General features: G+C 67.1%; 23 protein-coding genes and 1 tRNA gene. 8 read left to right on the forward strand and 16 right to left on the reverse strand.

All coding sequences use genetic code 11. The features are described from left to right. Positions 1–156 precede the first annotated feature (156 nt). A complete protein-coding gene (locus tag HW532_RS02945) occupies positions 157–1140 on the reverse strand; it encodes a hypothetical protein (RefSeq protein WP_213162987.1) in 984 nt (327 codons plus the stop codon). A 191-nt stretch (positions 1141–1331) separates the two neighbouring features. Here HW532_RS02945 and HW532_RS02950 point away from each other — a divergent pair, with 191 nt between their 5' ends. Beyond that, entirely contained in the window at positions 1332–1673 is a 342-nt protein-coding gene (locus tag HW532_RS02950; protein ID WP_213162988.1) for a DUF6665 family protein, read from the forward strand. A 31-nt stretch (positions 1674–1704) separates the two neighbouring features. Here the strand turns inward: HW532_RS02950 and pdxR are convergent, their stop codons facing one another. Next, positions 1705–3216, reverse strand: a complete 1512-nt coding sequence (gene pdxR, locus HW532_RS02955) for a MocR-like pyridoxine biosynthesis transcription factor PdxR (protein ID WP_246479473.1) — start codon at positions 3214–3216, stop codon at positions 1705–1707. A 251-nt stretch (positions 3217–3467) separates the two neighbouring features. Between pdxR and aptA the strand changes: the two genes are divergently transcribed. The 4 genes from aptA to HW532_RS02975 all read left to right on the forward strand — a co-directional run bounded on the left by aptA (position 3468) and on the right by HW532_RS02975 (position 7736). Continuing rightward, positions 3468–4814 carry an omega-aminotransferase AptA gene (gene aptA / locus HW532_RS02960; RefSeq protein ID WP_213162989.1) on the forward strand — a complete coding sequence of 449 codons (1347 nt, stop codon included), beginning with the start codon at positions 3468–3470 and terminating at the stop codon, positions 4812–4814. Positions 4815–4925: 111 nt separating this feature from the next. Beyond that, positions 4926–5954 (forward strand): taurine ABC transporter substrate-binding protein, encoded by a 1029-nt coding sequence (gene tauA / locus HW532_RS02965; protein WP_213162990.1) that lies wholly within the window; start codon positions 4926–4928, stop codon positions 5952–5954. 116 nt (positions 5955–6070) lie between these two features. After that, positions 6071–6865, forward strand: coding sequence for a taurine ABC transporter ATP-binding protein (locus tag HW532_RS02970; RefSeq protein ID WP_213162991.1), 795 nt, complete (start codon positions 6071–6073; stop codon positions 6863–6865). 1 nt (position 6866) lies between these two features. Then, on the forward strand, positions 6867–7736 hold the full coding sequence (locus HW532_RS02975; RefSeq protein ID WP_246479475.1) for an ABC transporter permease subunit: 870 nt from the start codon (positions 6867–6869) through the stop codon (positions 7734–7736). Between the two features lie 22 nt (positions 7737–7758). On the opposite strand, the gene HW532_RS02980 is transcribed toward HW532_RS02975, so the two are convergent. The 9 genes from HW532_RS02980 to HW532_RS03020 all read right to left on the reverse strand — a co-directional run bounded on the left by HW532_RS02980 (position 7759) and on the right by HW532_RS03020 (position 15575). Then, entirely contained in the window at positions 7759–8439 is a 681-nt protein-coding gene (locus tag HW532_RS02980) for a DUF2848 domain-containing protein (protein WP_213162993.1), read from the reverse strand. Between the two features lie 54 nt (positions 8440–8493). Next, complete coding sequence (locus HW532_RS02985; protein WP_213162994.1) at positions 8494–9777, reverse strand: TRAP transporter large permease; 1284 nt, start codon at positions 9775–9777, stop codon at positions 8494–8496. Next, on the reverse strand, positions 9774–10406 hold the full coding sequence (locus HW532_RS02990) for a TRAP transporter small permease subunit (RefSeq protein WP_213162995.1): 633 nt from the start codon (positions 10404–10406) through the stop codon (positions 9774–9776). Before HW532_RS02990 ends, HW532_RS02985 begins: the two co-directional genes overlap by 4 nt. Positions 10407–10478: 72 nt before the next feature. Then, entirely contained in the window at positions 10479–11543 is a 1065-nt protein-coding gene (locus tag HW532_RS02995; protein WP_213162996.1) for a TRAP transporter substrate-binding protein, read from the reverse strand. A 46-nt stretch (positions 11544–11589) separates the two neighbouring features. Beyond that, complete coding sequence (locus HW532_RS03000; protein ID WP_246479477.1) at positions 11590–12393, reverse strand: putative hydro-lyase; 804 nt, start codon at positions 12391–12393, stop codon at positions 11590–11592. Between the two features lie 102 nt (positions 12394–12495). Continuing rightward, positions 12496–13386, reverse strand: coding sequence for a LysR family transcriptional regulator (locus HW532_RS03005; RefSeq protein WP_213162997.1), 891 nt, complete (start codon positions 13384–13386; stop codon positions 12496–12498). Between the two features lie 29 nt (positions 13387–13415). Further along, positions 13416–13922 carry a DUF192 domain-containing protein gene (locus tag HW532_RS03010; protein WP_246479479.1) on the reverse strand — a complete coding sequence of 169 codons (507 nt, stop codon included), beginning with the start codon at positions 13920–13922 and terminating at the stop codon, positions 13416–13418. Then, a complete protein-coding gene (locus tag HW532_RS03015; RefSeq protein ID WP_213162998.1) occupies positions 13906–14445 on the reverse strand; it encodes a cold-shock protein in 540 nt (179 codons plus the stop codon). Before HW532_RS03015 ends, HW532_RS03010 begins: the two co-directional genes overlap by 17 nt. A gap of 404 nt (positions 14446–14849) precedes the next feature. Beyond that, positions 14850–15575: an SIR2 family NAD-dependent protein deacylase gene (locus HW532_RS03020; RefSeq protein WP_213164395.1), complete on the reverse strand. Its 726-nt coding sequence runs from the start codon at positions 15573–15575 to the stop codon at positions 14850–14852. Positions 15576–15713: 138 nt separating this feature from the next. On the opposite strand from HW532_RS03020, the gene HW532_RS03025 reads away from it, so the two are divergent. Next, positions 15714–16133 (forward strand): VOC family protein, encoded by a 420-nt coding sequence (locus tag HW532_RS03025; protein WP_213162999.1) that lies wholly within the window; start codon positions 15714–15716, stop codon positions 16131–16133. A 214-nt stretch (positions 16134–16347) separates the two neighbouring features. Here HW532_RS03025 and HW532_RS03030 read toward each other — a convergent pair whose 3' ends face one another. The 4 genes from HW532_RS03030 to HW532_RS03045 all read right to left on the reverse strand — a co-directional run bounded on the left by HW532_RS03030 (position 16348) and on the right by HW532_RS03045 (position 21516). Further along, positions 16348–17628, reverse strand: coding sequence for an OmpP1/FadL family transporter (locus tag HW532_RS03030; RefSeq protein ID WP_213163000.1), 1281 nt, complete (start codon positions 17626–17628; stop codon positions 16348–16350). 106 nt (positions 17629–17734) lie between these two features. Continuing rightward, complete coding sequence (locus HW532_RS03035; protein WP_213163001.1) at positions 17735–18535, reverse strand: hypothetical protein; 801 nt, start codon at positions 18533–18535, stop codon at positions 17735–17737. Between the two features lie 144 nt (positions 18536–18679). After that, a complete protein-coding gene (locus HW532_RS03040) occupies positions 18680–19804 on the reverse strand; it encodes a hypothetical protein (protein ID WP_213163002.1) in 1125 nt (374 codons plus the stop codon). Positions 19805–20280: 476 nt separating this feature from the next. After that, positions 20281–21516 carry a hypothetical protein gene (locus HW532_RS03045; protein ID WP_213163003.1) on the reverse strand — a complete coding sequence of 412 codons (1236 nt, stop codon included), beginning with the start codon at positions 21514–21516 and terminating at the stop codon, positions 20281–20283. Positions 21517–21800: 284 nt separating this feature from the next. Between HW532_RS03045 and HW532_RS22335 the strand changes: the two genes are divergently transcribed. Both HW532_RS22335 and HW532_RS03050 read left to right on the forward strand, forming a co-directional pair. Beyond that, positions 21801–21935, forward strand: coding sequence for a hypothetical protein (locus HW532_RS22335; RefSeq protein ID WP_281397150.1), 135 nt, complete (start codon positions 21801–21803; stop codon positions 21933–21935). Positions 21936–22188: 253 nt separating this feature from the next. Further along, entirely contained in the window at positions 22189–22911 is a 723-nt protein-coding gene (locus HW532_RS03050) for a sulfotransferase domain-containing protein (protein WP_213163004.1), read from the forward strand. A 52-nt stretch (positions 22912–22963) separates the two neighbouring features. Here the strand turns inward: HW532_RS03050 and HW532_RS03055 are convergent. Continuing rightward, positions 22964–23038 (reverse strand) — tRNA-Glu (locus tag HW532_RS03055). Positions 23039–23144 lie beyond the last annotated feature (106 nt).

A 23144-nucleotide genomic window follows, 5' to 3' on the forward strand; every position in this document is an offset into this window, starting at 1 on the left:
GCCTGCGTCGTCCCTCATGCGGTCCGCATGGCCCATATGGCTTCTGTCGGCGTCCTTGTAGCCTTCCGGCCCGCCCTCATGCAAGCCGTCGGCCGATGTCGGCGAATATGGGATGCCGGTCCCGATCCGCAAGCGCCCTGCGGCGGACGGTCCCGCTCAACGCCCGCCGAACAGGTCCGGGAACAGGCCCGCGAAACGGCCATTGCGCCGGCGCCAGTCCTTGAAGGCCCTGTCGATGTCCCTCATCTGCGCCTCCCCGAGATCGGCGCTGACCGTCTCCTTTCTCCCAGGCGCGGGCGGGAAGAAACCGGGCTCGGGATCGGTGCACCGCCCGAGGAACTCCTGCCGCTCCTCCGGGGACGCCCACAGGGTGGACCGGCCTGGACCGGCCGACACGCCGCCCGTGCGCACGAAGCGGGCGCGCTCCAGCACTGCCTTGCGGTGCCGGTCGCCCGTGCTGCGGTGGCGGTGCCAGAAGACGAGCCGGGCATCTGGGGTGACATTCGCACGGGCGCCGGTGTCGGGGAGTGCTGGAAGCCCTATCCAGTCCAGCATGTTCGTCACGACATCGGGCCTCAAGGCCTCGTAGGAGGCGATCCGCACATCGTCGAAAACGGCGCGGAAGGCGTCCAGTTGCGCGCGATAATCGAAGAGCGGTGCGCATTGGCTGCGGAACTCGCCGAAGGCGCCGCGGACCTGACCGCTCAGCACCTTCGTGGCATAGAGCGCCTCGGCATAATCGTCATGGCGGCGGAAGCAGAGATGGACGGCGATCTCGTCGAAATCGGCCAGCACGCCGCGCAGCCGGGCGAGATAGGCGCGCCGCCTGTCCCAGTAATCCTCCCCGTCGAACCCGTCCCAGTACCGCGTCCCGAGGATGCGTGCGGACAGCTCCTCCGCGCTGACGACCACCGTCTCGTCGCGCCCGGCCCCCGCCGAGATCCGCCGTCTCAGATCGCCCACCCCGTCCGGGCCGCAAAGAGCGAGCTCATGAGCAAACGGATTGTGGCTCGTCTTCTCTGCCCGAAAGAGTGGATAGAGGTAACCCCGATGCCGGAGGACATCCCTGTTGGCCGCCAGGATGCGTTGCAGCGAGGTGGTTCCGGTCTTGTGCGTACCCGCGTGCAGGACCAGTCTCATGCGCTGTCTCTCCCCGGCGATTGAGCGGAGCCCCGTGTCGGAACCGAAGCTGGCGGTTTTAAGGCATGCGGGCATTTTCTCAAGCGACCGCAACGGGAGCCCGGTGCCGGCCGCACGCGCTTGCAACACGCCATCGCCCCTTGACCGCACGGGCCTCTTCGGGTCCACAGTGTCGCCTGGAGGACCAGCCGATGACCGTTCGCCCACCCCGCCATATCTCCGGCAAGGCCGAGCCGAAGGATCCGCTTCTCGCCGTCGTCGAGCACGAGGCGCTGGAGGAGAAGGCCGCGACGTTATCGCGGCTGATGACGCGGCTAGAGACCGCTCTGGCCGCGCTCCAGGCGCACGATGCGGCAGCGGCCGGCACGGAGCCCGCAGACGGGCGCGACCGCCTGCTTGCGGAGGCCGGCGAGGCGCTGTGGCATGTGGTCATCCAGCGCGACCTGTGCGGCCTGCGCAGGCATGAGGAGCTGATGCGCAGCCTGAAGGTGCCGCCCGCGGTACGCCTGCGCATGGGCCCCCTGCGCCGGTGACCGGCCGCCGGGCCCGCCACGTCCCGCATGGTCACATATCGCGCATCAGTGCGGCCAGCCGCTCGATGCCGGGATCGATCCGGGCGACGTCGATGGAGGCGAAGCCGAGCCGGAAATAGTTCCGCGGTGCCGGCGCCGACATGAAGAACACCTCGCCCGGCTCGATCAGGATGCCGGCCTCGCGCGCCCGTTCGGCAAGGCGCGAGGCGTCGAGCGTGGGCGGTCCCTCCACCCAGTAACTCGAGCCGCCCTCGTGGGCAGAGACGCGGCAGCCCCGCAAATGGCGCGCGAGCGCCCGCGCAAGCGCCTCCGAGCGCTCCTTGAAGACATGGACGAGCCGGCGCAGATGCGCGTCGTGATGGCCGAGCGAGAGGAACAGGGCGGCGGCGCGCAGATTGTTCGATGGCGGATGGCGCAGCATGAGACGCCTCAGGCGCCGCGCCTCCGCGATCAGCTCGCGCGAGGCGACGATGTAGCCGAGCCTCAGCCCCGGCGCAAAGGACTTCGACAGATTGCCCACATAGATGACGCGCCCGTCGCGGTCGAGACTCTTGAGCGAGGGAGTCGGCCCGGCCGCGTATCTCGTCTCGATCTCGTGATCGTCCTCGATGACGACGAAGTCCGCCTCCCGCGCACGCTCCAGAAGGCGGCGCCGGCGGTCGAGCGGCATGGTGACCGTGGTCGGGCACTGGTGGCTCGGCGTGGCGTAGACATAGTCGCACCCGTCGAGCCGGGCGTCCGGCTTCAGCCCCTTCCCGTCGACCCCGAGGCCGACGAGCGCGCCGGCGCGCAGGGAGAAGATGTTGCGCGCGTCGGGATAGCCCGGCTCCTCCACCCCGACCACCGTGTCGGCGGCGAACAGGAGGTCGCACAGGAGATAGAGGGCCTGCTGGGCGCCGATCGTGACCATGATCTCGTCGGTTGTCGCCCAGACGCCGCGGCGCGGCAGCACACGCGTCCTGAGCTGCTCGATGAACATCCGGTCGTCGCCGTCTATGGCATCGACCGCCCAGTCGCGCACCGCCATGACGCCGAGGGCCTGCCGGCAGCATTCGCGCCAGTCGGCAATGGGAAAGAGGTCCGGGTCGAACTGGCCGTAGATGAAGGGATAGGGATAGTCCTGCCAGTCGGCCGGCTTGACGATATTGCGCTGGGCGCCGAGCTGATAGCGGAACCGGCCCGCCCAGCGGATCGCCCCGCCGGACCTGGCCGCCCGCGGCCCCGCGCCCTCTGCGCCGCCACCGCCATCGGCGTCGGGCACCTCGCGGACCGCGTCCTCGCGCACGAAATACCCTCTGCGCTCGCGCGCCTCGATGAACCCCTCGTCGACGAGATGGCCATAGGCGATGACCACCGTGTTGCGCGAGACGCGGAGATGGTCGGCGAGCTCGCGCGTCGACGGCAGCGGCAGGCCCGGCGGCAGGTGGCCGTCGAGAATGGCCGCGACCAGCCGCTCGCGGATCTGGCCCTGGAGCGACAGGGCGCTGTCGCCGGACAGGCTGAGCAGCCTGTCCCACATGACGCTCTCAGCGCGCACGCCCATGGGGCCACCCCTTTGCCTGCGGCATGTCGTGCCTGCCTCCCCCAGACCGTGCAATGCTCGCACCGTGCCCGCTTTACGTCAACGCGGACGGGCGTCCATGCCGGGCCGGGAGCCGCCCCGGGGCTTTGGCGCCATCGATTCCGGATATCTGGTCCTAAGGCGGCGCTCGCCGCCGCGCCTATCCTTTTTCGAAGACTGGCCACACGCCACCATCGCGATGCGGCCGAAGTCCTTCAAGGGAGGTGTGGATCATGGCCCAGCCCGCCACGACACTGGACGCCACCGTCGACAATATCTCCGGCCGCGAGCTCGACGCCCACTGGATGCCCTTCACCGCCAACCGCGCCTTCAAGGCCGACCCCAAGATCGTTACCGGCGCCGACGGCATGTATTTCCGCAACGCCTCCGGCGGGCGCGTGCTCGACGGCTCGTCGGGCCTGTTCACCTCCGCGGCCGGCCATTGCCGCAAGGAGATCGCGGATGCGGTGGACCGCCAGCTCCGCGAGCTCGACTACGCGCCGAGCTTCATGCGCGGCCATCCGAAATCCTTCGAGCTCGCCAAGCGCATCGCGGCGCTGACACCGCCCGGCATCAATCGCGTGTTCTTTGTGAACTCCGGTTCGGAAGCCGTTGATACGGCAATGAAGATATGCCTCGCCTATCAGCGTGCGCGCGGCCGGGGCACGCGCACATTGTTCGTCTCGCGCGAGCGCGCCTATCACGGCGTGAATTTCGGCGGCGTCGCATTGAGCGGCATGCAGAAGAACCGGGAAGCCTTCGGCTTCGGGCTGCCAACCGTGGCCCATATGCGCCACACCTGGCTTGCGGAGAACAAGTTCACCAAGGGCCAGCCGGAGCACGGCGCGGAGCTCGCCGAAGACCTCGAGCGCATGGTCGCGCTCTACGGGGCGGACAATATCGCGGCCTGCTTCGTGGAGCCCATCGCCGGCTCCTGCGGCGTGCTCGTACCGCCGAGCGGCTATCTGGAGCGCCTGCGCGAAATCTGCGACCGCCACGGCATCCTGCTCGTCTTCGACGAGGTGATCTGCGGCTTCGGGCGCACGGGCAAGGCCTTCGCCGCGCAAAGCTTCGGCGTGACGCCCGACGTGATGACGATGGCCAAGGCGATCACCAACGGCGCCCAGCCCATGGGCGCGGTCGCCGTGCGCCAGGAGGTCTACGACACCGTCACGGAATCGGCGAGCGACGGGGCCGTGGAGTTCTTCCACGGCTACACCTTCTCCGCCCATCCGGCGGCCTGTGCGGCAAGCCTCGCCGCCCTCGACATCTATGAGGGGGAAGGCCTGTTCGAGCGGGCCCGCGCCATGTCCGCGCGCTTTCTCGACGCGATCTTCGGGCTCGCCGACCTGCCCGTCGTCACCGACATTCGCGGCTACGGCCTCATCGCCGGCATCGACTTCGCCCTGGCGAACCGGCCCGGGCTGCGCGGCAACGAGATCCAGGCCCGGCTGTTCGACGCCGGGCTCCACGTCAAGGCGACGGGCGATTGCGCCATCGTCGCGCCCGCCTTCATCGTGGAGGACAGCCATATCGACGAGATGTGCTCGGTTCTGCGCGACGTGCTCAAGAGCTATTGAGCCGGGCAACCGATTGCCGAAGATTTCAGCACGCACATGTCGTGCCAATAATATAGACTGCCCCGCAACAGGGGAACGGGATCAATTCAACGGGAACGGGAGGGTTTACCGATGAACGGTTTCCTGAAGAAACTGGTATTTCTATGCGTAACCTTGGCCTTCTCCGCCGCCGGGCTGTATAGCGCCCAGGCTCAGGAGAAGGAAGTCACCGTCGGCTATCAGCTTATCTACAATCCCTGGAAGGTCGCCATTGCCGACAAGGCCTTCGAGAAGGCGACCGGCTACAAGATCAACTGGAAGCAGTTCGATTCCGGTGCCAAGGTCATCAACGCCATGGCGTCCGGCGACGTCCAGATCGCCATTGCCGGGTCGAGCCCGATCGCCGCGGGCGTCAGCCGCGGCCTGCCGCTCGAGGTCTTCTGGATCCTGGAGGACATCGCCGCGGCCGAGGCGCTTGTGGTGCGCGACGGCTCCGGCATCGCCGCCCCGCAGGACCTGGCGGGCAAGAAGATCGGCGTCCCCTTCGTCTCCACCACCCACTTCCACATGCTGTTCGCCCTCGAACAGTTCGGTATCGCCCCCGACGATGTGACGCTGCTCAACATGCAGCCGAACTCCATCGCGGCGGCTTGGGAGCGCGGCGACATCGACGCCGCCTTCGTGTGGAACCCGGCGCTCGGGCGCATCAAGGACTCCGGCAAGGTGCTCCTGACCTCGGGGCTGCTCAGCAGCTGGGGCAAGGCGACCTTCGACGGCCTCGTCGTCCAGAAGGACTGGGCCGCGGAGAACAACGACTTCATGGTCTCCTTCGTGAAGACGCTCGCGGAGGCCGACGAGGCCTACCGGTCGAATCCGGGCGCATGGACGGCGGAGTCCGAGATGGTGAAGAAGATCGTGGACCTGATCGGCGGCAACGCGGAAGACGTGCCGGAAGTGCTCGCGCTCTACGGCTTCCCGACGCTCCAGGAGCAGGCCTCCAGCCGCTGGCTCGGCGGCGGGGCGGATGGCGGCGCGGCCAAGGCGCTGCGTTTCACCAGCGAGTTCCTCAAGGAACAGGGCTCCATCGACACCACGCTGGACGACTATGGCAGCGTGGTGAACCCGAAATGGGTCGACGAGGCGCTTGCCCAGTCGAAGTGATGGTACGATAGCGTCGCGGTGTGGCGCCCGGACCCTTCCGGCCTTCGGAAGGATCCGGACGCCTCCCGCGTTGCCGGACACATGCTGCATGAGCTCCAGGAGAGGCATAGCGAAGCATGGCAGATCTCCAGGTTCAAAGTGTATCCGTCGTCTTTCCCAAGGGGCCGAGCGCCGTCGCGGTCAAGGCGCTCGAGGATGTCTCGCTCGACATCCATGACGGCGAGTTCGTGGTCGTGCTCGGGGCGTCCGGCTGCGGCAAGACCACGCTTCTCAACCTTCTGGCCGGCTTCATCAGCCCGACGGACGGGCGCATCCTGCTCGGCGGCAAGCCGGTCATGGGTCCCGGCGCCGACCGCGGGGTGGTGTTCCAGAAACATGCCCTGTTCCCGTGGCTCAACGTGCAGCGCAACGTGACCTTCGGGTTGCGGCTCCAGGGCGTGCCGAAGGCGGAACGGCGCGAACGCGCGATCCGGAATCTCAGCCTCGTCGGCCTGCAGGACTTCCTGAACCATCAGATCTTCGAGCTGTCGGGCGGCATGCAGCAGCGCGTCGGACTGGCGCGCGCACTCACGAGCGATCCGGACGTGCTGCTCATGGACGAGCCGCTCGGCGCGCTCGACGCGCTGACCCGCGAGCAGATGCAGGAGCTCATCCTCAAGGTGTGGCGCGAGACGGGCAAGAAGGTGTTCTTCATCACCCACAGCGTCGAGGAGGCCCTGTTCATGGCGACCAAGCTGATCGTGATGTCGCCGCGGCCGGGCCGCATCACCCACGCCTACGACCTCGATTTCTGCCAGCGCTATTTCGAGCTCGGCGATGCGCGCAAGGTCAAGTCGCTGCCGGAGTTCATCGCCATGCGCGAGGAGATCCTCGACATCATCCGCGGCGACACGCTGCCCGGGGAGGGCTGACATGAGCGAGACCACCGCACACCCGACACGCCCGCGCCAATGGAGCCTCGCCAGCCTGTGGCGGGCGAGCCCGGCGCAGCCGGGCGACGTCTATGGCCGCCCCGGCCAGGGCACGAGCACGCTGATCTCCGTCGTCACGAGCGTATCGCTGATCGCGCTGTGGTGGCTGGCGACCCATCTCGGCTGGGTCCAGCCGCTGTTCCTGCCGAGCCCGGAAGCCATCATCGGCAAGTTCTTCCGGTATCTGAACGCCGACTTCGGCGGCGCGACCCTGTGGGAACATGCCGGCTGGAGCCTGTTCCGCGTCTTCTCCGCCTTCGCGCTCGCCTGCCTGACCGCGATCCCCATCGGGCTCGGCATGGGCATCAATCGCGTGATCCGCGGCGTGTTCGATCCGCCGATCGAATTCTACCGGCCGATCCCGCCGCTCGGCTATCTGCCGCTCACCATCATCTGGCTCGGCATCGACGATGTGCAGAAGATCGTCCTGATCTTCCTTGCCATGTTCGCGCCCATGGCGCTGTCGGCGCGCGCCGGCGTGCGCTCCGTCTCCATCGAGATGATCCACGCGGCCTATTCCATGGGGGCGACGCGCGGCCAGGTGATCCGCCATGTCATCTCCAACGGCGCCCTGCCGGAGATCCTGACCGGCATGCGCATCGGCATCGGCTTCGGCTGGACGACGCTGGTCGCGGCCGAAATGGTCGCCGCGGAGGCCGGCCTCGGTCACATGGTGCTCAATGCCGCGGAGTTCCTAAACACCGATGTGGTGATCATGGGCATCGTGCTCATCGGCATCATCGCCTACGCCTTCGACCTCTTCATGCGCTGGCTCGAACGCCGGCTCGTGCCATGGAAGGGGCGCGTGTGAGACGCGCCAGGGGCATCCCGGCCTAGCGCACCGACGGCAATGTCTCGATGTCGTAGGCATGGGAGAGAGATCGGCCGCGCACCGGGTCCTCGAGCGTCATCTCGAAGCGGTGCGCGGGCCTGATGCCGGTTTTGGTGGCGACCGTGCCGCACAGCATCGCCTGGCCCGGCTTAAGCCGGGCGCCCGCCCGGCCGGCATAGGTCTCCATCAGCGTGTCTGCCGGCAGGAGCGTGCCGACCGTATCCTCCTGATAGAGGCTGCGCCCCTCATCCGTCTCGATGACGGCGCGCAGGACGAGGTCGTCCCAGTGATCGGCGACATCCGAGTAGCGCCACACCGCAGGGCCCATCGGCTTGGCGCACATCTGCTTCGACACCGCGACGGAATAGGCCTCCACAGCGCGGTCGGTATGGTCGGAGGCGATGCCGACGAAGAGCTCGCCCCCCTCGCCCGCCAGCAGCACGGCCTCCGCCTCGCCGGAGCTCTCCCCGCCGAGCATCTGGACGCGGGGCGCGGTTGTGAGAAGGGCGGCAGAGATGCGGTAGAAGAGCGGCACCTGCGACGGCGGCGCCACCCCCAGCGCCTCGAGCTCGGCGATGTGATGGTCGACCGCGGCGCGATCGCGCCCGGCCCAGCCCGCAATCACGAGCTCGTCGACCGCGATCTCGAACGGCTTTCCGTCAGGCAATGTCACTGTCGGCATGATGTCTCCGTCTTGTCGGGGTGCGGTGCCGGTTTTGTCAACTCATGCCGCTCCCTAGTTCATGGCGCGCGGCAGAAGGAGCGCGATGTCGGGCAGAAGGATCAGGAGCGCCGCCATGACGAGCATCGCCGCGACATAGGGCACCGCGCCCACCATCACGTCGTCTATCGACCCGTGGCCGCGCACGCCCTGGACCACATAGAGATTGAGCCCGACCGGCGGCGTGATGAGCGCCATCTCGATCATCAGGATGAGCAGGATGCCGAACCAGACGGGATCGTAGCCGAGCCCGAGCACCACCGGCGCCACCACCGGAATGGTGATCACCATGAGCGACAGCGTCTCCACGAAGAAGCCGAGCACCAGATAGACCGCGACCACCAGGAGCAGCGTGCCGGTGGGCCCGAGCCCCGCGCTCTCGACAAGATCGGTAAGCTGGCGCGTCACGCCCGCCGAGGACAGGCAGAAATTGAGGAAATAGGAGGCGACGATGATCAGCATGATCATCGCCGTGGTGCGCATCGTGCCCTCCAGCGCGTCGATGAGCATGGCCCATGAGAGCCGCCCCGACAGCGCGGCGAGCGCAAGGGCGGCGACCACCCCGACGGCCGCCGCCTCCGTCGGCGTCGCCCAGCCGGCATAGATCGAGCCGATGATCAGGAAGAACAGCGCGAGCACGGGCACGAGGAAGACCAGCCCGCGTATCCGCTCGCCCCAGCCATAGCGCCGCCGCTCGCCGCCGAGCTTCGGGAAGACGGCGCACAGCGCCGCCGTCGCCATCATGAACAGTGCGGCGAGGAGAACGCCCGGCAGGATGCCCGCCATGAACAGGCGCGGTATCGAGGTCTCCGTAAGGAAGCCATAGACGATAAGGTTGATCGAAGGCGGGATCATGATGCCGAGCGTGCCGCCCGCGGCAATCGAACCGGCGAACAGCCGTTCGTCATAGCCGAGCGCCCTGGCCTGCGGCATGGCGACCGTGCCGACGGTTGCCGCCGTCGCCACGCTGGACCCGGACGTCGCGGAGAAGAAGGTGGCGGTGCCGATATTGGCATGCAGCAGGCCACCCGGCAGCCATGAGAGCCACATTTCGAGCGTGCGGTAGGTGGAGCGCGCGATCCCCGTGCGCACGAGGACCTCGCCAAGCAGGATGAACAGCGGGATCGCGATCAGGAGGAAGCTGTCGGAGGCCGACCACACCACCTCGCCCAGCGCGCGCTGCAGCGGGAAGGCGGAGAAGGCCTCGTCGATGAACACCGCGAGCGCCATGAGCGTGGCGGCGACAGGAATGCTCGACAGGAGCAGGACCAGCAGAACGCCCAGAACGGGGAAGATCATCGGGTACCCTCCCGGCCGGCGGCGTCATCTGTTGCCCCCTCCTCCGCCTCGGCGAGCTCGGCGGCGATCTGCTCGTCGAGGGTCGGGCTGCCGGCAATGCGCTGCACGGCCTCGCGCGGCTCCGAGATTGCGGCCACGACCGCGCGCGCAAGCAGCAGGACGGTCGCGACGAGGAACCAGGCGAGCCCCACCGCCCACAGCGCCTGGGGGATCCACAGGGGCGTCTGGAGCGGCGTGTTGGCGAGCGACCCGCGCGAGAGCGAGCTCGACGCCACGTCGATGCCGGCGCGCGCGAGATAGACGCAGAACACCGCCAGCATGGCCAGCGCCAGGATGTCAAGCACGGTGCGGATGCGATGGCCGGCGCGCATATAGATCACGTCGATGCGGATATGCGCCTTCTCGAACAGCGCGAAGGCGAGCGACCAGCTCATGCACAGCGCCAGCACGTAGCCCGACAGCTCGAACGACGGCAGGAGCGAGGCGGCGAAGAGCCGGCGCACCAGAACCTCCGTCACGATCATCGCCACCGCGGCAACGAGCACGAGCCCCGCCGCGCGCGCGAGAAACCGGGATATGGCGCGCACGGCGACAAGCGCGCGGTCGAGCAGGCCGGCGAGACGCGTCACGCGCGCCTCCCCGAACCGGACCGGGCCCGGAGCCCGCGCGCCGCCGGCGCGGACCCCGGTCTGGCGAAACGGTCAGCCGCCATTGGCGGTGAGACCCACGACCTTGCCGGCCGTCTCGTTCCAGCGCGTCACCCAGTCCGCCGACACGCGCTTCGCCCAGGCCGGCAGCACATCTTGCTCGAGCTTCTCGCGGGCGAAGGCATAGTCGGCGTCGGTCGGCTCGACGAGCACCATGTCGCCGGCCTCCCCGCGCGCGCACTCGCCCTTGCCCGTCAGGCAGGCGACGCCCTCCTTCGTCTCGTCGAAGGCGGCCTCCCAGACCGGTGTCTCGAGCTTTTCCTCGGCCTCCTTCAGGATGAAGTCGCGGACCGCCGGGTCGAGGCTCTCCCACTTGTCCAGATTGACCGCGGTCACGACATGGTCCCAGCCGCCGACGGGCAACGGGTAGAGATGGGTGGAAACCTCGTGCCAGCCGGAGCTGTAGCCCGACAGCGAGCCCGTGACGGCGCAGTCGATCACCTTGCGCTCCAGCGCGCCCGGCACCTCGTTGAACGCCATGGTGATGCCCTCCGCGCCGATGGCCTCCAGGAACTCCGCGGTCGTGCGGCCGCTGGCGCGGATCTTCTTGCCCTTGAGATCCTCAAGCCCCGAGATCTCGGTATTGCAGAAGACGACCTGCGCGGGATAGGGCACGACGGAGACGAGCTTGGCGTTGAAGCGCTCCTTCAACGCATCGTCGAGCACCGGCTTGTAGGCCTTCGCCACGTCCCAGGCCTTCTGCACGTCGGGCGCGATCATGGGCATGTCGAGCCCCTCCAGTTCCGGGGCGTCCTGCACCGTGTAGTCGGCGACCGTCGCCCCGATATCGAACACGCCCTTCTGGAGCAGGCGATAGACCTCGGCGCCGGCAAGCCCCATCTGGTCGAAAGTCGACACCTGGACCGTGATCGCGCCGCCGGAGTCATCGGGCAGCGTCTCGCCCCAGAACGGCTTTTCGAAATTCTTGAACAGGCTGAGGCTGCTCCAGCTCCCCACATAGGTGAGGTCGGTATCCTGAAGCTCCGCCGCACTCGCCGATGCTGTGGCCACAACGGCGACACCAACTGCCGCGACGGTGTATTTTAGAAATGATTTCATGGACATATCGGAACTCCCTCCATCCGCGTGTCAATCGGATTTTCTTCTAAAGTAACGCGATATCCTCATTGCGGATATCGGTGACCAGCATGTGCCCCGGATCGTGCACGATCGCGAAGGCGAGCCCGGCCCGCTCCAATGCGGCCTGCGGCGTCACCCCGCACGCCCAGAAGACCGGAACCTCGTCGTCCTCGACGGGCACCGCATCGCCGAAATCCGGTCGGGCCAGATCGGCGATGCCGATGGCCTGCGGCGCGCCGAGATGCACCGGCGCGCCATGCGCCATCGGATAGCGCGTCGAGATCTGCACCGCGCGCACCGCATCGCCGCCCCGAAACGGCCGCATGGACACGACCAGCGGACCTCCGAAGGGCCCCGACGGCACCGTCTTGATGGAGGTCCGGTACATGGCGACGTTACGGTCGAGGGCGGAATGCTTCAGCCTCAGCCCGTAATCGACGAGAGCATGCTCGAAGGAAAACGAGCAGCCGAGCGCGAAGGTCACGAGGTCGTCGCGCCAGATGGCGGAGACATCCTCGACCGTCTCGCCGAACGCGCCGTCGCGAAAGACGCGGTAACGCGGCACATCGGTGCGGATGTCGATCCCCTCGCCGACCGCCGGCAATGCCGGGTCGCCCGGCTCTCCGACGCCGAGCAGCGGGCACGGTTTCGGATTGAGCTGGCAGAAGCGCAGGAAATCCAGGGCGAAGCGCTCCGGCACGATCACAAGATTGGCCTGCACGAAGCCCGCCGCCATGCCCGTGGTCGGCCCGGCAAACCCGCCTGAGCGGATATGTGCGCGCGCCTCTCGCCCGGTCAGGCCGCGCAGATTGTCCCCACTCCCGTTCACCGATGTCGCTCCACCATGCCAAACGCAATCGCGACATCATTCCATCCGGGCGGGACAACCGTCCAATCTATAGTTTGGATCGAATCCGATAGACGAAATCTATCACTCCGCCTGCCACTGCCCGGCGATCTCCTGGGCCAGTCGCGTGACGGCGAGGGCCAGCGGCGCGCTTTCCTTCAACTGATAGGACACGGTGAAGGAGAGCGGCGCGAGCGCGGCATCGGTATCGACCACATGGAGCTCCCCGCGCCTCAGCTCCTCGCGCACGATCTCCAGCGGAATGGCGCCGATGCCGAGCCCGACCTTCGCCATCTGCACGATGGTGGAAAGCGACGAGCAGCCATGGATGCAGGTGCGCCCGCCTCCCGCATGGGCGAACATGCTCTCGATGGCGATATGGGGCTTGGTCAGGCGCGGATAGGTGATGATCGGGTAACGCGCGAGATCGGCGACCGAGAGCCGTCCGCGCGGAAGCGCGAGCGCCGGGCTCGCCACCCAGCTCAGCGGATAGGTGCACAACTCCGCATTCTCGATCTCCGGCTGGCTCACCGGCCCCATGAGGAAGGCGATATCGATATCGTGCGCCACGAGCTTGTCGCGCAGATTGATGGTCGTATCCACGTCGAGCTCGAGCGACACGGCCGGATAGGCATGGTGAAGGCGCTCCAGGAGCACCGGAAGCCATGTGTGGACGATGGTCTCCGCGACGCCGAGCCGGATGGTGCCGTGCACGATCTCCGGATTGCCGACCGCTTCCAGCATCTCGCCCCGCAAGGCGAGCAGCCGCTCCGCATAGTCGAGCAGCTCGCGCCCCTTCGGCGTCAGCGCGATGCGCCGCCCGCCACGCTCAAAGAGCTGGACGCCGAACTCCTCCTCCAGATTCGAGATCCGCGCGGAGACGGAGGGTTGCGTGGTGTTGAGATGTCGCGCGGCGGCCCTGAAGCTGCCGAGCCGCGCAATCCACAGGAAGGTCTCCAGGCCGCGGAATTCCATGGTTGTCCGTTTTCCCGGCGAGGCTCCGCCTACTGGAATATCCGGTGGCGAACCCTGTCGCCCGGCTCAAGGCCGATACGCTCCGCCGTGCCGGCACGCACCTCCAGAACCGCGCTCACCGGCCCGCCGGAGGGGATGATCCGCTCCGAGAACGGCGTCGTGTTCTCCGCGATGCGGTGCACCGTGCCGTCGGGCTTGATGAACACCATGTCGAGCGGGATATAGGTGTTGCGCATCCACATCATGACTTCGCGCTCGACGCCGAAATCGAACAGCATGCCCGCCGTCTCGCCGAGCTCTCGGCGGAACATCAGGCCCTTCGCCTGCTGCTCGGACGTCCGCGCGATCTCCGCCTCGAACGCGAACCGGCCCTGCGCGGTCTCCACCGTGACGGTCTCGACCGTCATGGCCTCCGGCCCCTCGCCCGCATGCGCGCGCTGCGCATTGGCGAGGACAGCCGTCACGACGAGAAGCGCGGCGAGAATGGCGTATAGTGTGCCGTCCGCCCTGTCGGGCCGATCACTGCGAGGCGGCATCGTCGTCGGCCGGCTGGTGGCTCACCTCCGCCACCATGAGCCCCTTCGGCCCCTGTCCATAGCGCACATAGACCGTCTGGCCGGGCTCCAGCTCCTCGATCTCGAACCGCCGCAGGGTTTCCATATGGATGAAGATGTCCGGCGTGCCGTCGCCGCGGGTCACGAAGCCGTAGCCGCGCGTGCGGTTGAACCACTTGACCTGGACCTGTTCCCAGTCGCTCGTCGGCGTCACCACCACATGGGTGCGCGCGGGCTTGGGCGCGGGGTCGACAGCGGTCGAGGTATCGATGGCCAGCACGCGCAGCGCCTGCAGTCCCTTCTGGCGCCGCACGACATCGCAGACCACGCGCGTCCCCTCGCGTACCGGACCGTATCCGTCGCGCTTCAGGCAACTGAGATGCAGCAGCACATCCGCCAGCCCGTTATCGGGAATGATGAAGCCGTAGCCGCGCTCGGCATCGAACCACTTCACGAATCCCGAGATCTGCGTAATCTCGACGGCTGCCTCGGAGCCGGTACTCATTGTGCGCTCAACTCGATCCACTTGGCGCGCCCCCTCGCCGCCTCCACACGCCTCCCGGGGCCCGGGCCAATCCCCGTCAGCATCCGGACCGCGGGTAGGAACCCGTTAACCATAGTTTGAAGCATGAGGCCGCCGGTTGTACAGACCCGCACAACGATCTGTGTGGAAAAGGCCCGTTTCACGGGACCTCCACACAGAGGGCCACCCGCCGCGTTCAAACCCGACATCGGGACTCATTGCCGATTCGCGCGGGCGCGCCTAGGGCAAGCTGCGAGAACACGCGCTCGCAGGGCTCGGCGTCACTCAGTCGCTGAAACGGCACCGGCCCGCTCCCCCACCCGGCCACCCACGGCAGCATGATCTGATGGGGGCCGGGCGGAGGAGCGAGCCGGATCGCACGACACTCAGACCGCCGAGAGCGCCCCCAGCGGTTCCAGGACGTCGCCGATCTCGCCGGCGATCACGAGGTCCGCATAGGCGTCGAGATCGGTCGGCTCGCGGTTGACGATCACCAGCCGCGCCCCGTTGCGCTTGGCCAGGAGCGGAAAGCCGGCCGCCGGATAGACGACTAGAGACGAGCCGATGGCGAGGAACAGGTCGCAATCGAGCGTGGCCGCTTCCGCGCGCCACATCTCATGCTCGGGCATGGACTGGCCGAAGGACACCGTCGCCGACTTCACCATCCCGCCACAGGCGGGGCAGTCCGGCGGCTCGCCCGTTGACTCGAACTCCTCGCGAACCCAGATGAGCTCGTGACGCGCACTGCAATCGAGGCATCTGGCATAGGTGCCGTTGCCGTGCAGCTCCACGACATGCGATGCGGGGACACCGGAGTCCTGATGCAGATTGTCGATATTCTGCGTGATGACCGTGGTCATCTTGCCGATCTGGACGAGATGGGCGAGCGCGTCGTGGCCACGGTTCGGACGGACCCCGGCGGTGGCGTCGTCGATGGCGAACTTCCGGCGCCAGGCTTCCTTGCGCATCTCCGCGGAGGAGACGAAATCGCCGAACTCGATGGGCGTGTTGGTCGCCCACAGCCCTCCCGGCGAGCGAAAATCGGGAATGCCGCTCTCCGTGGAGATGCCGGCGCCGGTGAAGGCGACCACGCGCCGGGCGGCGATGACCATGTCGAGAAGCCTGTTTGCCTTGTCCTCCGGCACCGGTCCGCCTCCAACGCTTCCGTCCCGCGGGATAGACGAGTCTCGCGATCCCGCTAAAGTTCCACATCTGAATCGGTAAAGCCTCAAACGCGGAGAGACAAGCCAATGAAGTATCTTCACACCATGGTGCGCATTTCCGATATCGACGAGTCGCTCGACTTCTACTGCAACAAGCTCGGCCTCGTCGAAACCCGGCGCAAGGAGGTTCCGGAGGGCCGGTTCACCCTGATCTTCCTCGCCGCGCCCGAGGATGACGGGCCGGAAGTCGAGCTGACCTACAACTGGGACCCGGAGGAGTATGGCGAGGGCCGCAATTTCGGTCACCTCGCCTTCGCCGTGGAGGACATCTACGAGACCTGCCAGAAGCTCATGGATGGCGGCGTCACCATCAACCGCCCGCCGCGCGACGGGCATATGGCCTTCGTGCGCTCGCCCGACAACATCTCCATAGAGCTTCTCCAGAAGGGCGATGCCCTGCCCGCGCAGGAGCCCTGGGCCTCCATGGGCAACACCGGACACTGGTAGGTTGTGGAAACTGTCCCCTTACGCTGCACCGCACGATTACTTAAAGGCGCAAGCGTGATATTCTCAACTTACCTGCGACGTTCGATCCGCGGTTCGAAACCTGAACGTCGCACGTAACGCGGCAGGGGCCGTATCCGGGATCTCCCTCCAATCCGGATGCAACACGGCTCCTGCCGCTACGTTTGCAGGCGACCGCCCGTCACAGAGGACGGCCCTACCAGCTCACCCGCCCGGACAGCGAGACGATGTCGATATCCTGCTCGAACTCCGCGTGGAGCGGGGTCGGTTCCTCCAGCGCGACCTTGCCGTCCTCCACGAACAGATGGCTGTAGGCCACGCTGAAGGACAGCCGCTCGCTGAAGGCGTAGCTCGCGCCGACGCTCACCCAGTAGCGGTTATTGTCGGGAACGCGCGGCGTCCTGGTCGATGTGGGGACGCCGGAGTCCTCGTACGCCACGCCGGCGCGCAGCGTGAGTGCGGGGCTCCAGCGATATTCGCCTCCCAGCGAGAAGAACCACGAATCGTTCCAGTGCTCCGGCGTCACGCTCTCCCCGCCGATGGGTGCGAGCCCCTTCTCGCTGTTCACGGTCAGGGTCTTGAAGCGGCTCCAGTTCGCCCATTCGACGCCGAGCAGCAGCGTCGCCCGTTCCGTGATCTCCTGGCGGATACCGAGCGTCACCGTCTCCGGCAGATCGAGCGGGGCCGTCGCGTCGCCGCTCGACAGGGTCGCGCCGCCCTGCTCGACCTTCGCCCGCCCCTCGAGCTCGTGCTCGATCATGGACCGGAAGCCCAGGCCGATCCGCGTCGTCGCGGTCGGCTGCCACATGAGACCCGCAGTGAAGCCGACACCCCAGTCGTCGCCCTTCACGCGCACATCGAGCCCCTCAGGTACGACCGGGGCGACTGCGAAGGGAAAATGCGAGGTCAGCGTCGCATCGACATAGTTGACCTGGACGCCGGCGGCCACGGACAGCTCGTCGGAGAGCTTCAGGCCGATCATCGGACTGATATTGTAGGTCGTCACCTGCGACTTCACCCCATGGGGCGCGCCCACCCAGTCTTCGTTCGCCTTGGTGGAAAGGCCGAAGGGTGCGTTCACCGACAGGCCGAGATAGAGCCTGTCGTTCACCTGGACGCTCGCATAGGTCGCCGGCACGAATTCGAGCGAGCCGACATCTCCGCTATCGCCGCTCACCCCCGGGGGCAGAAGCGCGCCCGCAGGCGACAGGCTGCCATCGTCGGCGCGCGAGTAAGGCACGATCAGCGCCGCATCGGCCTCGAACTGCCAGCCGTCATGCAGCGTGATCGTTGCTGGATTGAAGAAGATGGACGAGAGGTCCGCACCGCCCGCGCCGATTCCGGCGAAGGCCGCCCCCTGCCCTTCTGCGGATTGTTCGCGGATCGCGAAACCCGCCGCCTGGGCGGACCCCTGTCCGGCAATCAGGACGAACGCCGACACGCCCGAAAGAAGAGCGGCCGCAAATACCCTGCTCATGGTCATTTCCCCCGGTTTGCTTTGCTTATTCTCTACAATTACACGCCATCATGCCGACCGTCGAAAACCGACAAGACTGAGAAATCCACATCTCTTTGCGACGTGCTCATCTGGCCTGCCTGGGCACCATCCGGCACCGCGTGACGCTCTTGAAGAATGGCGGCGTGACACTGGCCACCTTACGCGTAGTACAGACCTTCAGCATACACCCTTTCTCCAGCGCCGCGTTCCGCGCCGCCGTCTCGCGGCCCGCCATGTCCGGCCTCGCCGCCATGCACCAGTCGAAATGGCTGAAGAAATCGCCACTCCAGCGCTTGCCGGAGAACGCGCAGCCGCGCGCGCCGTTCTCCTTCTGTTGGCCGACCGCCGTGGCGGCATAGCGTGCGCAGGCATCGCGCCTGGCTTGATCGGCGGCGGCGCGCCGGGCGGCAAGGCAGCCCGCAAGCTGGTTGCGCCGTGCGGCTGTTTCCCCGTCGCGGGCGGAGGTCGGAGCCGTGAGGCACCACTCGAAATGGCGGGCATAGTCGCTGGACCAGCGGCCACCCGAAATGCCGCAACGCGCGCCCTCGGCGGCAGCCCGGTCGGCGACGGCCTGCCGGGCATAGTCCTGACAGGCCCGCTGTTCGCGGACCGCCCGGTTGGCGCATTGCGCGAGCGCTTCCTGACGGGCGCGGTCCTCGCGAACCAGGTCGGCCATGGTGGTTCCCGGAGCCGCACACCAGTCGGCATGGGCCCGGAAGGCGTTGCTCCACCGTCCGCCGGTAAACCCGCAGTTCTGGGCGAGGTTCTGCCCGTTCTGGGCAATAGCGGCCCCGGCATAGGCATCGCAGTTGAGATTGGCCTCGGCGAGCGCCGGCGGCGGGCCGGATGCCGCCAGCGACAAACCGGCCGCAACAATGACAGTCAAGAGTATCGGAGAGCGTGAACGGGCCATGGGCTCTGTGTCCGTTTCTGGCGCGCGTCGCCCCTGCCCGGTCAGAGGCGACCGTCCGCAGCCGGTTACCCCCGAATTCCGCCGCGCTCACGCAAGGAGGCGTCAGCGGATCCCGCATTATAGCACCGCCCGGCCATGGACCCGACCGCCGGGCGCCACATCCGCCATATCGCGGCCGGCCTTGAGGAGCGCCGCGCGGCCTGCCGCACGGTTTGCTATGCGGAGATCGTCGATGCGGTCCCGCATGGCCGCAAGCGGCCCCGCCCTGTGTTCGGGCGACAAATGCCCGACATGCTCCAGAAGCGCGTCGAAACGAGCCTTGCAATAGGGTTCGTCGATCCACCGCAGCGCATTCGCCAGCACCTTGAGATGCTCCGCATTTGTGTTGCGCGAATGCTGCGTGGCGACATCGAGAAGCCGGTCGAACGTCTCCACGCGGTCCGCCGGTCTCTGCAGAGCGTGGAGCATTGTCCCCAATTCGTGCAGGGGACGGACCTGCTGGGGTCCGGATATGGCGGATATGGCCGCGATGACCTGTGCGAACGCTGCCCGCCTCTCCGTCGGGTGAAGGCGCGGCACCTGGCGGGCGACCACCTCCAGGCCCAATCCCCTGATTTCTTTGGGAAGCTGGCCTATGGCCTCCAGAAGGGCCGTCGTGCCGGCCGCCTGATCGGCACGTGGAAAGCCATGGAGATGTCGAACCAAATCAACCACCATATTGGGGCGCAGGCCGTCCGGAACGGCGTCCATCCCGGACAGAACCCGGGACAGGCCGTCCAGCCTGTCGCCCTCCGGCAGCATGCCGAAGAGCCGGCAAACGGCCGGATAGAGGATCAGCTTGCGATGCTGGTCCGCTGTCCGGGCCTCGGCGCATGCGGTCTCCAGCATGGCCCTCGCATGATCGCAGCGCCCGCCCGCGATGATCATCAACCGGTTGGCGATCGTCTTCAGCGCACCGGCCCGCTCGGCGTCCGGCAGCGTCAGGACCGCCTTGAGCAGCGCCGGGAAAAGCTCGGCCTTGTCGCGGTCCGGCACCGGGCCCGGTATGTTGAGCTGTTCGATCAGACCGCAAACGAACTCGGCGCGGCCAAGGCTGGCGGCACGGTCCAGCAACAGGCTGAGCGCCGCACGCCGGTCGCCCCGCGCGAAGCTGCGCAGCGAGATTGAGGCGAGGATCTCGGTCTTGTCGCGGGTGCGCAGCGCAAGCACCGAGCGGCCGGTTTCCTCATCACGGGCATCCATCTCCTCCAGAACGCGCTCCAAATCCGAGATTCCGCGCCCACGCGCCGGCCCCTCCTGCCCCGCTTGCGGATGTCCGGTGCAGGGTTTGAAGTCCCGGGCGACCCGGTCCCTGAACGCTGCGACGTCCTCGGCCGTCCGCAGGATGTCTGCACCTTGCGAACCGCCGGCGAATGCCGTGGCCGTCATCCGCAGGCTGGCTATGCTGCGTCGGTCGAGACGGGAGGCGATTCGCGCCATGACAGGCACATGGGCAAGGAGGCGGTGCAGCGTGGTCCGCCCTGTATGGTCTGCACTCGCACCGTCCTCCGCAGTCCCGGGCCCACTGGGCGGCCGGGTGGGCGTCGGGTGAGAGGAACCGTCCTGCGCGCGGCCCGGGGCGTTCGGACGTCCGGCATCGTTGTCGCCTGGGGACGAAATGGATGTTATCGACATGGGCGTAACTCGATCCTGAATGACCGCATCCGGGGCTCCCGCCCTCAGGACGCAGCCTGCCGCTGGAGGTCCCGAAGCGCATCCTGGCGCGCGTCCTGGAGGGGCGGGCCGAGCGTGTTCAGAACCTCGCCCAGCATGTCGAGATAGTCTCGCCTGGCGCTGTCGTCCGGCGGCGGGGCAGCCTCCAGCAGAACATCGAAGACCTGTTCCTGGTCCTGCGGGGAGTCCAGTTCGCCAAGCTCACTCAGGAGCGCGCCCAGCGGCGGAAGGCGCCGGTCCGGCGGAAGGGCGCCGAGGACCCCGACCATTCTGTTGAAGGCCTGCGTTCTTGCCGTCTCGTCGAGACGCGGTGCCTCGCGGGCGAAATCCATGAGCAGGCTGTCGGCCGTGTCGGGGAACCGGTTATGGACGGCTGAAAGCAGCGCGGCGAACGCTCCGGCCTGCTCGAGCGGCTCGAAATCGTGAAGCCTCGCGGTGATCGTCGCCGAGACATCGAAGAACAGCTCGTCTGAAATGCCGCCGACCCTCTCCAGGAGGGCTGAAAGACATCCCGACTTCGCCTCCGACGGCACCGTCCTGAAGACCTTGCCGATGGCGTCGTGGAGGACGCCGCCGCGCTCCGGACGCGCCGTTTCGGCTTCCGCCAGAAGGGCCTCGAACACCGCGCCCCTGTGATCGGGATTGTCGCCCACGAGCGTCGTGGCCCTGCCGGCCAGCGCCGTCAGCAGACCGGTCCGGTCCTCGTCGGGCGCGGCACGCACTGCGCGCAGGAGACCAGGGAAGACCTCGCTCCTGTCCCGGTCGGACATGACGCCCGGCACGCTCAGCTCCTTCATCAGGTGGCTCACGAGCGGGACCTGCCCGTCATCGTCCGCCAGACGGAGCAACTCGTCGACGACGGCGCGCCGGGCCTCCGGTGCAATGCTGAACAGGGAGATCGAGGACAGGATTTCCGTCCTGTCGCTATCGCGCAGATTGAGCGCCGGACGGCCGGTTGCCGGTTCCCTCGCATCCATATCCGCGAGAACGGCTTTCAGATCGGAAAGCGTCCGGCCGGGGGTCCCCGCCGGGGCCTGCGCGCCGAAATCCTGTCGGACCCGGCGCTGGAACGCGGCGACACTGGATGCCCTGTGCTGCGCCTCTGCCAGAAGCGTGGCACCGGGTGTCGGCGGCATGCCCGAAAAGGCCCGCGCGGCGGAGCGCAGGGAGGAGAGACTCGGACCGTCGAGATGGCGGGACAGCCGCGCCATTGCCGGCGCAAGGCCGAGCAGGTCGGCCAACCCGCTCTGCCGGTCCGCCGTCTCCGACCCGCCCTGGCCGTTCGCCTCCCGAGGCTGCGAAGGGCCGGCTTGTCCGTCTCGGCGCGAGCGGATATCGGGACCGCTCCGGCTGACAACCGGCATCGAGGGGGACGGTGAACGGAACATGGGTTCTTTGATATCCATAATTACTCGCATATCGACTCACAGACGCTCGCGGCGACCGAATGCCGACATCTCGTCTCCGCGATGGAGGGCACCCTAGAATAGGGGGCCGTGATGATAGCCTATGAAAATGCAATGCCGTGCCGGTCTCCCGCGCCCGGTTCCACATTCCGACGATGGCCGGCGAGGTAGTCTGGATCCTCACATGCGAGGACCACACCTATCGCGTCAGGCTGCGCCCCGACATGGCCGCCCTGATCGAACAGGTCGACTGATCCCGGGCACGTCTGGCCTCGCGGTATCCGCTCATTTCGACCAGTCCATAAAATCGCCCAATCGACATGTTGATCTCGACACACGCCAAGGTTTAACCTGATCGCGAGGATTGAACTGGGGGCGATTGTGAAAAGCTTGCAACGGACAGCGCTGCTGCGCGCCGCCGATTGGCTGCGTGCCGAGTACGGACTTCTCCGACATCCATATACTGTCATCTCCTTTCCCAAGTCGGGCCGCACCTGGCTGAAGGTCATGTTCGACGAGCTGGGCATCGACGCGCGCTTCAGCCATGCCTTCGCCCAGACCGCCGGCCACCTCCTCACGGACATCGACAGGAAGGAACATCGTCGCAGCGCACGGTCCCTGGTGCTCATCCGCGATCCGAAGGACACGGTCGTCTCCTATTTCCATGCCTGCACCCGCAGGGGCGGTCTGCATGAGCGGATGAGACATCTCTATCCCTCAACCCTGTCCGCCTTCATCCGGGACCCGCGGTTCGGCGCGGAGAAGATCGCGAGGTTCAATCTCTTCTGGTGCGCGGCGGCAGCCGGCACGGAGGGGATGAGCGTGCTCACCTACGAGGCCCTTCACGCCCATACGGCGCAGATGCTTGCCGAAGCCGGCAGGCATTTCGGCCACGCCCCCGGCCCGGAAGAGGTGGCGCGGGCCGTCGAGGCCGGGTCCTTCCAGACGATGCGCAGCCGGGAAGCGAGCGGGGTCTATCGAAAGCGCTACGGCCGCCAGCTCTCGCCGGGGCGTCCCGACGACCCCGACAGCTTCAAGGTTCGCAAGGGTCGAGTCGGGGGTCACATCGAGGAGATGACGACCGCCGATATCGAGTGGTGCAACGACATGGCATATCGCCTGGGCTATCGCGAAAGGCTGGCAGACCTTCTGAACGCCACGGCCCTGCCCCGGACGCACGAGACGCAGCGCGCCGAAATCGGCACACCGGCCCACGCTCTGGGAGCTTGATGCAGGGTAGCGAACGCGCCCCGTTTCGAGCGACGAGCAGATCGCCAGGTGTTGGCGGGCCCTACGGGAGTCGAACCCGTCTTTCCAGATTGAAAATCTGGCGTCCTAACCGATAGACGAAGGGCCCAGGCCGGTGGATCCGGCATCGGGTGCCGGCCGATCTGCAGGCGACTGTTTAGAGGCGAATGGGGCGGAGTGCAAGAACCTCCGAGCATCTTTTCGCCACTGCCGTC

The organism is Kaustia mangrovi (genome assembly GCF_015482775.1).
Lineage (GTDB): Bacteria > Pseudomonadota > Alphaproteobacteria > Rhizobiales > Im1 > Kaustia > Kaustia mangrovi.

What these genes read in the sequence shown, in the direction of transcription:
- aptA (WP_213162989.1), top strand. Translation starts at nt 3,468, where the DNA reads ATGGCCCAGCCCGCCACGACACTGGACGCCACCGTCGACAATATCTCC.
- HW532_RS03025 (WP_213162999.1), top strand. Translation starts at nt 15,714, where the DNA reads ATGAAGTATCTTCACACCATGGTGCGCATTTCCGATATCGACGAGTCG.
- HW532_RS03040 (WP_213163002.1), bottom strand. Translation starts at nt 19,804, where the DNA reads ATGGATGCCCGTGATGAGGAAACCGGCCGCTCGGTGCTTGCGCTGCGC.
- tauA (WP_213162990.1), top strand. Translation starts at nt 4,926, where the DNA reads ATGAACGGTTTCCTGAAGAAACTGGTATTTCTATGCGTAACCTTGGCC.
- HW532_RS03050 (WP_213163004.1), top strand. Translation starts at nt 22,189, where the DNA reads ATGTTCGACGAGCTGGGCATCGACGCGCGCTTCAGCCATGCCTTCGCC.
- HW532_RS03015 (WP_213162998.1), bottom strand. Translation starts at nt 14,445, where the DNA reads ATGAGTACCGGCTCCGAGGCAGCCGTCGAGATTACGCAGATCTCGGGA.
- HW532_RS03010 (WP_246479479.1), bottom strand. Translation starts at nt 13,922, where the DNA reads ATGCCGCCTCGCAGTGATCGGCCCGACAGGGCGGACGGCACACTATAC.
- HW532_RS02975 (WP_246479475.1), top strand. Translation starts at nt 6,867, where the DNA reads ATGAGCGAGACCACCGCACACCCGACACGCCCGCGCCAATGGAGCCTC.
- HW532_RS03030 (WP_213163000.1), bottom strand. Translation starts at nt 17,628, where the DNA reads ATGAGCAGGGTATTTGCGGCCGCTCTTCTTTCGGGCGTGTCGGCGTTC.
- pdxR (WP_246479473.1), bottom strand. Translation starts at nt 3,216, where the DNA reads ATGGGCGTGCGCGCTGAGAGCGTCATGTGGGACAGGCTGCTCAGCCTG.
- HW532_RS02980 (WP_213162993.1), bottom strand. Translation starts at nt 8,439, where the DNA reads ATGCCGACAGTGACATTGCCTGACGGAAAGCCGTTCGAGATCGCGGTC.
- HW532_RS02995 (WP_213162996.1), bottom strand. Translation starts at nt 11,543, where the DNA reads ATGAAATCATTTCTAAAATACACCGTCGCGGCAGTTGGTGTCGCCGTT.
- HW532_RS03005 (WP_213162997.1), bottom strand. Translation starts at nt 13,386, where the DNA reads ATGGAATTCCGCGGCCTGGAGACCTTCCTGTGGATTGCGCGGCTCGGC.
- HW532_RS02950 (WP_213162988.1), top strand. Translation starts at nt 1,332, where the DNA reads ATGACCGTTCGCCCACCCCGCCATATCTCCGGCAAGGCCGAGCCGAAG.
- HW532_RS02985 (WP_213162994.1), bottom strand. Translation starts at nt 9,777, where the DNA reads ATGATCTTCCCCGTTCTGGGCGTTCTGCTGGTCCTGCTCCTGTCGAGC.
- HW532_RS02945 (WP_213162987.1), bottom strand. Translation starts at nt 1,140, where the DNA reads ATGAGACTGGTCCTGCACGCGGGTACGCACAAGACCGGAACCACCTCG.
- HW532_RS02970 (WP_213162991.1), top strand. Translation starts at nt 6,071, where the DNA reads ATGGCAGATCTCCAGGTTCAAAGTGTATCCGTCGTCTTTCCCAAGGGG.
- HW532_RS03020 (WP_213164395.1), bottom strand. Translation starts at nt 15,575, where the DNA reads ATGGTCATCGCCGCCCGGCGCGTGGTCGCCTTCACCGGCGCCGGCATC.